Here is a 9,547-nt window from a genome sequence, read left to right on the forward strand (position 1 = left end):
CCCGTTGCCCGAGTTTCCCGATGAAGCAGATGACCTTCGCCGACGCCGAGTACGCCGACAAGCGCAAGCAGACCCGCAAGGAATTGTTCCTGATCGAGATGGACCAGGTGGTGCCGTGGAAGGGCTTGATTGCCTTGATCGAGCCGCACTACCCGAAGGGCGAAGGTGGTCGTCCGGCCTACCCGCTGCTGGCGATGCTGCGTGTGCACCTGATGCAGAACTGGTTCGGCTACAGCGATCCAGCGATGGAGGAAGCGTTGTACGAGACCACCATCCTGCGCCAGTTCGCCGGCCTGAGCCTGGAGCGCATTCCCGACGAAACCACCACCCTCAACTTCCGCCGCCTGCTGGAGAAACACGAGTTGGCGGCTGGGATTCTGGCGGTGATCAATGGCTACCTGGGTGACCGGGGTCTGTCGCTGCGCCAGGGCACCATCGTCGATGCCACGCTGATCCACGCACCCAGTTCGACCAAGAACAAGGACGGTAAGCGTGACCCGGAGATGCATCAAACGAAGAAGGGCAACCAGTATTACTTCGGCGCTAAAGCGCACATCGGTGCCGACGAAGAATCGGGCTCCTGCCGTATTCGCCCGAGTTCTTCATCGCTTATGTCGCGCACTTGGCGTTCGACTTTGTACGGCCCAGCGATAGCGTGCAGCGCCTGTACGGCCAGTTGGCTTTTGTTCGCCTCGTGCAAGTCGAAGAACTTGCGCCGGGCGTGGACCATGCCGCCAATTAAGGTGATGCCCTGCTCCTGTAGTCAGCAAAGTCGCCGCAGGCCAGCTTGCCATTCCACTGACCAAGTGATTGCGTGCTTGCTCACCGGCACGGCTGGGGCTGAAGTCGTACACCACGGCCTTCAGATCGGCAAAGGCCGTGGTGCGGTAGGTCCAGACGTAAGCCCGATGGGATTTCTTCTCGCCCCGGGGCGAGCATTTGCACCGCTGTTTCACCATGGATCACGCGGTGACGGTAAGGCGCTTCACCCGCCATAGTCAGCTCCGCCAGGCAGCACCGATCACCATGCGTTACTACAACACATTCCTTTCTTGTGTAGCTATTGATCAAATGTCAGAAATAAGATCTTATATCTGACATTACAAACCGAGATTCGATATGCCATCAATTCCGAGTGCGATCCGGGAACGCAGCCAGTCGTTGAGAAATGGAGGCGTGCTCGCTCCTAAAGAGTTTCTCCATCTGGGAAGCCGCGCTGCGGTCGACCAAGCGTTTTGCCGACTAGTTAAAGCCGGAAATTTGATACGAGTGGCACGCGGAATCTATGCACTTCCTTTATCGATCAAAAGCCGACGCCGCGCTCCGTCTGCTGAGTCAGTGGCAAAATCGATCGCATCGTGGAAAAAGCAAGCCATCGCGCCTACAGGGCAATGTGCTGCGAATTCGCTTGGCCTAGCTCTGACTAGCCCCGTAAAGGAGGTACTACTTACCACCGGTCGCAGTATGAAAGTGGTCGCTGGAGACCAAACGGTCGACCTCCAGCGGGCTCCCTACTGGATGCTTTCGCTTGGTAACAGCCTTGCTGGCGATGCCGTCAGAGCGCTCGCTTGGATAGGTCGCGACCGAGCAGATGGGGCAGCAGTAGCGCTTAGGAAGCGTTTGCCCAGTAACGAATGGAGCAAATTGAGTTCTGTGCGCGCGAGCCTTCCTAGCTGGATGGCTACTGCCATTGGAAGAGCAACTCTGGATAACCACACGCGAAGGCTGAATTGATAACCGGTGGGCACCACAAAATACCAACCATCTTCCGTCTGAAAGAGTCTCAAACGGTTAAAGTATCGTTGAGCAAAAGGTAGAAACTCATGGCTAGCGGCGAACACTTGAAAGCGCTACTGCGCTCGCACATCAAAGGCGACGATTCGCATTTTTTAGCCGTAGCCATGCAACTGGCAGCTCATGAGGCTAAACAGGGGCATGGAAAGCTAGCAGAGGATCTGCGAGCACTAATCGACTCGGCCAAGAAAAACCGCTTGCCTACTGGGATGCCGGTGCCGATAGGCCAGCCTCGGGGCGAGCTGAGCAGCTTACTTAGCGCTGCGCTTCCCAAAACTCGTCTTTCTGAAATGGTCTTGGATGAGGTGACCCATTCCCGCCTGGAAAGGATCATGAGCGAGCAGCGCAACTTTGAAAAAATTCGTGCTCACGGTCTGTCTCCACGCCGTAAGCTGCTCTTAGTCGGCCCGCCCGGTACCGGAAAATCGATGACGGCTTCAGCCCTTGCTGGGGAGTTGGGTATTCCCCTGTATATCGTTCGGTTCGACAGCTTGATAACAAAGTTCATGGGAGAAACAGCGGCAAAGCTGCGTCAGGTATTCGATGCAATACGCGACACCCGGGGTATCTACTTTTTCGATGAGTTCGACGCTATCGGATCCCAGCGCGGCCTTCAGAACGATGTAGGTGAAATGCGCCGCGTGCTGAATAGCTTCCTTCAAATGATTGAGCAAGATCAGTCGAACAGTCTAATCATCGCTGCAACCAATCACCCCGAGATTCTCGACTACGCCCTGTTCCGTCGATTCGACGATGTTATTGAGTATGGCCTGCCCAACCAGGAACAAATCCAAGCTGTGCTGAAGAACCGACTCGCGAATTTCTCGAAGTCGATAAAAAGCTGGGGTAAGCTCTGCACCACCGCAGAAGGCCTCAGCTATGCCGAATTGGCGAGAGCCGCGGACGACGCAATCAAGGATGCGATCATTCAGGATCGAACCGAGGTGGCAATCAAGGACGTGGAGAGGCACCTTACGGAGCGAAAGGCGTTCCACGGGAGACAGCGCTCCTAATGTAGTAGAGCATCTCAATGACGGAACCAACCAAAGGTCAACGGCCCCATTTTCACCTCCAGGGACAAGGGCTAGCGGAACGCTTCCAGTCCACAGCATCGGCAAAACGAGAACCTCGCTACCCCTCACCAGATCGAATAACGCATGGTGCTAGGCTTCTCAGCCAGCTCAAGCGTGCAAGCCAAGAGATGGCAGAGGCGGTAAGGCTTCAGCGCCAAACTGTTGAAACGCAGCTTAGGCCAGAAGGTGGATTTGGCCTGCAGATCGAATTTAGGAGTGAGCCAGGCTACGCTCTCGCCTTCGAAGGCCTCGCCCGCGGGGCACAGCGCATTGAGCTCCTGAACCTACGACGTGACCCAGCCACGAATACGGAACTCGCGACCGTTTTTGTTCCGGATGGGCAGTTAAAAGCCTTTGAAAACCTTGTTCATCAGTACCTGGAAGCGGCCACAGCGAAAGGCATTCCGCGCAATGCACCGCTTCTGAATCCGATCCAAGAAATCAAAACCGCAGCGTTTAACGCCTTGTGGACCGACGACCCTGCGGTATTGCCGCCCAACGAAGCGGAGACCATATGGTGGGAGTTTTGGCTCCCAATTCGAGATAGTCGAGAAGCGGTGCTTAACCGCTTTAGGTCGATTGCAGAAGCATGCGGTTTCGAGACCTCCGATAAGGAGCTGAGATTTCCCGAGCGGACAGTTCTTAACGTCTATGCCTCTCGCGGAGCTATCACTCAAACGCTATCGCTGCTCAATGAGGTCGCCGAGATTCGTAGGGCAAAGGATACTGCCGAATTCTTTGATGCCATGTCGCCACCGGAACAGAGAGAGTGGGTCGAGGATTTGCTTGAGCGGACGATTCCCGCTGAAGATGGCAGTATTCGTATCTGCTTGTTGGATACAGGCGTCAACCGGGGCCACCCACTTCTTGCGCAGCACATTGATGAAGATGACCTCTATACCGTCAACAGCAACTGGGGGCTTGCAGATGTGGCTGGCCACGGTACAGGGCTGGCCGGTATCGCTTTATACGGCGACCTTTTCGACCCGCTCGCCAGCCAAGCACCTGTCGCGGTTAGTCACCGCTTGGAATCGGTGAAGCTGCTCCCCACCGGCCAGCATAATAAAAAGGAGCCCTACGGCTCGCTGACGATTGATGCCATTACCCAGCCAGATACATCCAAACCGGAAGTACGCCGTGTCTTCAGCATGGCGATCACCAGCCTCGATGATCGTGATCGCGGCCGCCCCTCGGCGTGGTCTTCAGCTATCGACGAACTCGCGTGTGATGTTCTGGGCGAGAGAGCCAATCCTAGACTGATCGTCCTATCAGCAGGTAATGCCGATAAAAACCAGGCGATTCACTACCCTAACAGCGTCACCACTGACGGTATTAACGACCCGGCGCAGGCGTGGAACGCCCTTTGCGTCGGAGCCTATACCACAAAGGTTACGATTGATCCCCCAAACTCTGGCCTGTTGCCAGTCGCGGCAGTTGGCAGTTTGAGCCCCTACAGTACAACTTCAGGGACCTGGACCAACACAGCTTGGCCGCTGAAGCCAGATGTAGTTTTCGAAGGGGGCAACCTAGCTACAGATGGGCAATACGCCTACACCGAACCTTGTCTGTCGCTACTAACCACCTCCAATGAACCCCAACGACGGCTGCTGTCAACCACCTGTGCAACTAGCGCAGCCTCAGCACTGGCTGCACGTATGGCAGCCCAGATATCAACGAGCTACCCGCAGTTCTGGCCTGAGACAGTAAGAGCCCTCATCGTGCATTCTGCTGAATGGCCTAATCGAATGCTGCAGGACTTCCTCGCTGGCGATTCAAAAGCCAACTATGAAAATCTGGTAAAACACTGCGGCTTTGGTGTGCCTGATATAGGGCGCGCTCTATATAGCGCCGGCGACTCCTTAACAATGATCGCCGAGGACCAGCTGAGGCCTTTTGCGAGGCAAGGCTCTAAACCTCCCACCGCGCGAGACATGCATCTACATCTACTTCCTTGGCCTCGTCAGGAATTGCTCAACCTCGGCAACGTCGATGTAGAGATGCGGGTAACCCTTTCCTACTTCATTGAACCAAACCCCGGCATCGCCGAGCGCGGCATTAAAGGCCGCTATCGCTACGAGTCGCATGGCCTTCGATTTGACGTAAGTCGCCCTAATGAAGACAAGGACCAGTTCCGGCAACGGATCAACAAGCGTGCTCGGGATGAGGAGGACGGTGCCTATCAGGGAGGCGGTTCAGATCCATGTTGGCTGCTTGGCACCCAAACTAGGCATCGCGGTTCACTTCATTCGGACATATGGCGGGGTACTGCTGCTGACCTAGCAGGCCGCGGCATGCTCGGCATTTATCCCGCCTTGGGCTGGTGGAAAACTTTGGTCAAGCATCAGCGTTACGACGATACCGTAAGGTACAGCCTAGTGGTATCGATCAAGACACAGCAAACCAGCGTTGACCTTTATGCTGCGGTCGAGCAAGTGATAGAGGCCCAAACGGCGATTTACGTTTGACCATGCCTCGCTCGGTCCGGCTAAGAGTCTAGTAACTATCACCGAGTCGTGAGTAACGCCTTTATTTAAAAGCTAGGTCGACTCGATGAACGTAATTATAGTAACAGTATGGCTTGTCGTAGCGTATGCACATTGGCCGTCCCTGACCAACACATTAAATTATCCATGCTGAACTTTTTAGGCTGTTCTCTGATCACGCTGGGCAACCGACGGGAGACTTGTGTATGGAAACCATGTTACGTTTAGCTTGAACTTATATGGGAAGCGGGAGTTGTAACAGTGCAGCACAAGATTCCATTTTTTCCACCTTCACTTCCCGATGAAACACTACACTCAAGAGTTTCTCGCTACCATTTTCTATCAGGCAACAAAACACAACCTCTGACTTTCCGAGATGCTTTCGGCGCTGCCCCATTTCCTTTGGACGTTGTTGTTCCGAAGAAGATATCTCAGCTAGCTGAACGGCTCCCAGGGGAAGCTGAAGACAACCTTAAACGGTTACTACATACCAATACGCTTCTGCCATTGTTTACATCATTTCTTGGAACCGTGAACTCTCACAAAAAACTTAGCCAAGATACTTCGACAACAGCGCTGTCACGAATTCCTCAGCGCGTGGTCGGCGTACACGGCACAGCTAAACTTTGCATTGCATGCTGCGAGAGCGACGAATATGAGTTTGGCTCCAGCTATTGGCATAGAGCTCACCAGATACCAGGAGTTTCCAGTTGCTGGAAGCACCGTGAAACTCTGATAAGTTCATGTCAATTTTGTTCAAAGCCGTTCTATACGAAAAATCGAATTCTAACAATGCCGTGGTTACCCTGTGAGTGTGGCTGGTCAGTTAGTGCAAACACGTGCGATAAACCCGCTCCCCTACTTGAGAACGAATTTGCAATTTTTTGCAAAGAGCTGTTGCACGGAGACGTTCCAAGTATCTCGCAAGAATCCCTTGCGCATGCGTACAGAACACAAGCCTCCGTGCTAGGGCTAAGAGCTGGCAGTCTAGTTTCACAGGCATCATTATTCAACGGTATAGTCGAGACCTTCGGAGACGAATTCCTCTGTCAAGCGGACGCTGCATACGCTGCCAAGAAGACAAAAACGTGGATTCGCCTTTCTACAATAGATGATCAATTAGATATGCCTGTAACACGGCATTTGATACTAAGCTTTTTCCTATTTAGGGATTTTAACTTCTTTAAGAGCACCCTGCAAAATCAACAGAGCGTGCCTTTCGTAAGAGCCCGCAGGACAGATTCAAAGCAGCTCAAATCAACGGAAAGTAAATGCTCAGTTTACAGGACTAAGATACAGCAGATTGTAAACCGTTGGCCGGATTCAACATTAGAAGACTGCTGGAAGAACTCATTGAAGGCAACATCATGGCTATTTAAACACGACCGTAGTTGGTTACTCTCCTATTTATCTGGAACGACGCAGCCCGATACTAGTTTAGTCGATATAAAATATGCAAAGACCATCGAGGACGGAATTGAGGGTCTTTACGCGCTCTCGTCTAAACCTAAGAGAGTAAATATCGGCAATATCCTTTCTCTTCTACCTAAAAAGTTGCCAGGTGGGCAAGATAGAGAAAAACTTTATCCTGAAGTGTCAAAAAAAATCAAAGAGCACTATGAATCCCTTTGGCACTTCCATGTCCGGCGGATGATATGGGGAATACACGAACTCAAAAGGCTTGACCTTAAACCATCTATTGTTAATTTGAGTGACTTGATAAAAATCAATAGAATAAGCTGCAATTCAATTCTCAGCCACTTTGGCTGGAACATCGAAGTAATGGTGAATCAAAAATTCAGCCTAGTAGATGAGATGAACAGACTTTCGATCACGCGCCAATGGTCTGGCCCTATAACAGTCGATGCAGGCTATGCCGGCCGAGCTTACCAAAAAGCTCGTATGGCTAAATTAGACTAGCTCCATGTGGCTAAGCTTCGTTGATCAATTTCATAAGATACGAAGCTGCATTACCCTCTGGCGGACGAATCGCTGCGAACCTCAATAAAGTCGCAGCCCCGAAAATTGCATTACGTGCACGTAGTTCTTTAGCAGCCCATTCTATTCTTCGGTGATGAAATTGATCGAGCGTTTCACAGGTTGCCTTAAGCTCTAAGCTACAGATGGGTAACAGCAGCAATTTCTTCTCAAACAGTGTTGATGAATTCAGCTCACGCCCTATCAGCGCAACAGAGATCCGTAGTGGCTTACCTGGACGGGCTCTGAGGCTACTCACGCACTCTCGAATTCGAAGAGACAACTCTCTATCCAGACTTGGCCAGTCAATAACAGCGGTGCGCTTACGAGCAATCTTTCTAATGCACTGGACCTTTCCTTTCAACCAAACTCTATCGTTACGGTAAAGCCAAGCGTAATCGGTGCACGCGTGAGCTGCCGTGTTCCTCTCACGTTCCATAATAAAACGAAGACGGCGGTTTTCTCGGTCTCGCTCCACTCGCAACCCTGACAACATGTCTTTAAGATCGGTTTCCATCCTTAGAACTCTATACACCGACGCCAATGAAACACTGCAATCGGTAGCTACTTCAGAAAAGGCCTTACCTGAAACTAGCTGATCACGGATTTGCTGCCTGAGGGCTGGCAGTAGAATGGATGGGCGAGCACGAACATGTATTCCAAGCTGAACGGCATAGACGTGAAGCGTAGAGACGCTGACTCCTGTCACAGCTCCAATCTGGCGAAGTGAATGCCCTTCTGAGTACATTTCTTTGAGCGTGTGCGCTAAGCCACCAGTTTTGGCGGTCACTTTCGTCGCTATACTTTTCGACATAGGCATCTGGACAGAACGCTGGACAGCTAAATCATCGAAGTTCAGTTCAAGCGCATCCGCAAGAAGCAAATAATGTAGCGGATGATGGGCGCCTCTTGGCTTTCGCAGTAACTTGAGGACCCAAGAAGGAGCTTGTTTTGCGCGCACTGGGCACAGTCGTGAAAATTCCCCGGCGCTGGGCAACCCTTTGAAGTAGATCGACAACATGTCAGCCAACGGCGTCAGCCGAAGCCTGCCAGTGGAACTCACGAGCGCATGAGCCTGTGCCCCTCGTAGCAAGTTTTGCTGGAGCACGTGATGTTGCAGCGGGTCACAATCTCGATCGAGCGCAGACCAAGAAAGAGCCGCGAGACGGTATAGCCTGTCTCTCTGAATGGCACTGACTTCCAGTGCTAGGGCGTGAGCATCTAAATTATCGTCAGTCGGCAGGAAGCACCGTGTAGCTTTGTCCCGGATCCAAACCGGTTCGATGATCGAGAGGGGCTGTACGTGATGGGGGCATATCCAAACCCCTGGAAGCTGATGTACGCGATGCCAGTAGGCTTGACCATGTTTCTGATCATCCTCAGCAAGACACACCGGGCAGAATCTAACCCGAACGTATCGCTCTAGAGAGCTTGCAATGAGTCCAAGCCGCATTTTCAACCCTTGACCGTTCCAGCTTTCCATTTGGCGGCGCGTCATCACTAGCTGCTCTGGCGACATAAATGGTTGGAAGTACGGCAGCAGAGTATGTCGTGAAATAAGAGCGTTTGTGTCCAACCCAGTAACCGGCTTCAAAAGCCTTTCCGATTCTTTTAAATGGCAAGGGAAGCTTGTGTTCCGGGTAAAGGTATAGCTGTGCTCAACGTTGCTGAATGCTTGGCGGACTGAAGCAAACCCGGTCAGCCGGCAGTAACGACTCAACAGGCTGTGAAGTGTTTCGTCTGGGAAGGGAGATAAGAAAAAACCTGGCCCAGTATCCATCTCCCACCTCAATCCTACCTATCGCTGTAGGCGTCACAGAACTCAAACGTCTGCTCGCATAGCCAGCCCTCTTTCCGCAATTGCTCAAGGGGGTTTTCACTATTGGCTATCTCAGACAGTTCTGCGGATTCTTGGGAGGACGCCGTGGCAAGTTTTGGGGCAGGCGCCTTCGGTACGCCCTGCGCTTTCGGCGTTGATGCTGGACTAATGCTACTCAGTAGCGAATAACGTTTCGACAAGTCGTCTGAACTCAGCAGCATCATGCCCTCAAGTTGGGCATCAATTGGCAATAGGTCTTCAAACCGTCCTAACTGCCTAGTGTCCCGAGCGGGTAGTTCGTTTATTTAACAACATATCGATATACTGGCGCGACTCCAAAGCCACTGATTAATAACCCACATGGCCAAACCCGCCGCCTGCTTTGTCTTAACGCCGTCCGA

General features: G+C 52.3%; 5 protein-coding genes and 2 pseudogenes. 5 read left to right on the forward strand and 2 right to left on the reverse strand.

Features of this window, described 5'->3' with window-relative positions; genetic code table 11:
• Positions 1 to 20: 20 nt before the first annotated feature.
• A pseudogene (locus CW305_RS00720) lies at positions 21 to 578 on the forward strand (IS5 family transposase); the annotation flags it as partial.
• On the opposite strand, the pseudogene CW305_RS00725 reads toward CW305_RS00720, so the two are convergent.
• Positions 578 to 969 (reverse strand): annotated as a pseudogene (locus tag CW305_RS00725) (IS66 family transposase); the annotation flags it as partial. The pseudogenes CW305_RS00720 and CW305_RS00725 sit on opposite strands and share 1 nt — an antisense overlap.
• 150 nt (positions 970 to 1,119) lie before the next feature.
• Here CW305_RS00725 and CW305_RS23545 point away from each other — a divergent pair.
• From CW305_RS23545 to CW305_RS00745, 4 genes are all read left to right on the forward strand, one after another.
• Positions 1,120 to 1,734 (forward strand): DUF6088 family protein, encoded by a 615-nt coding sequence (locus tag CW305_RS23545; protein WP_003284823.1) that lies wholly within the window; start codon positions 1,120 to 1,122, stop codon positions 1,732 to 1,734.
• An 89-nt stretch (positions 1,735 to 1,823) separates the two neighbouring features.
• The gene (locus tag CW305_RS00735) at positions 1,824 to 2,807 is read left to right on the forward strand and encodes an AAA family ATPase (RefSeq protein WP_003284824.1); all 984 of its coding nucleotides are present in this window, start codon (positions 1,824 to 1,826) and stop codon (positions 2,805 to 2,807) included.
• 17 nt (positions 2,808 to 2,824) lie between these two features.
• Positions 2,825 to 5,332 carry a S8 family peptidase gene (locus CW305_RS00740; protein WP_272872936.1) on the forward strand — a complete coding sequence of 836 codons (2,508 nt, stop codon included), beginning with the start codon at positions 2,825 to 2,827 and terminating at the stop codon, positions 5,330 to 5,332.
• Between the two features lie 279 nt (positions 5,333 to 5,611).
• Positions 5,612 to 7,270 carry a TniQ family protein gene (locus tag CW305_RS00745; protein WP_160128623.1) on the forward strand — a complete coding sequence of 553 codons (1,659 nt, stop codon included), beginning with the start codon at positions 5,612 to 5,614 and terminating at the stop codon, positions 7,268 to 7,270.
• A 10-nt stretch (positions 7,271 to 7,280) separates the two neighbouring features.
• Here CW305_RS00745 and CW305_RS00750 read toward each other — a convergent pair whose 3' ends face one another.
• The gene (locus CW305_RS00750; RefSeq protein ID WP_104096854.1) at positions 7,281 to 9,107 is read right to left on the reverse strand and encodes a TnsD family Tn7-like transposition protein; all 1,827 of its coding nucleotides are present in this window, start codon (positions 9,105 to 9,107) and stop codon (positions 7,281 to 7,283) included.
• Positions 9,108 to 9,547 lie beyond the last annotated feature (440 nt).

Origin of the sequence: Stutzerimonas kunmingensis (assembly GCF_002929225.1) — a bacterium.
In the GTDB taxonomy this organism is placed as follows: Bacteria; Pseudomonadota; Gammaproteobacteria; order Pseudomonadales; family Pseudomonadaceae; genus Stutzerimonas.

Coding starts and splice junctions, on each gene's coding strand:
- CW305_RS23545 (WP_003284823.1), top strand. CDS start 1,120: ATGCCATCAATTCCGAGTGCGATCCGGGAACGCAGCCAGTCGTTGAGA.
- CW305_RS00740 (WP_272872936.1), top strand. CDS start 2,825: ATGACGGAACCAACCAAAGGTCAACGGCCCCATTTTCACCTCCAGGGA.
- CW305_RS00750 (WP_104096854.1), bottom strand. CDS start 9,107: ATGGATACTGGGCCAGGTTTTTTCTTATCTCCCTTCCCAGACGAAACA.
- CW305_RS00735 (WP_003284824.1), top strand. CDS start 1,824: ATGGCTAGCGGCGAACACTTGAAAGCGCTACTGCGCTCGCACATCAAA.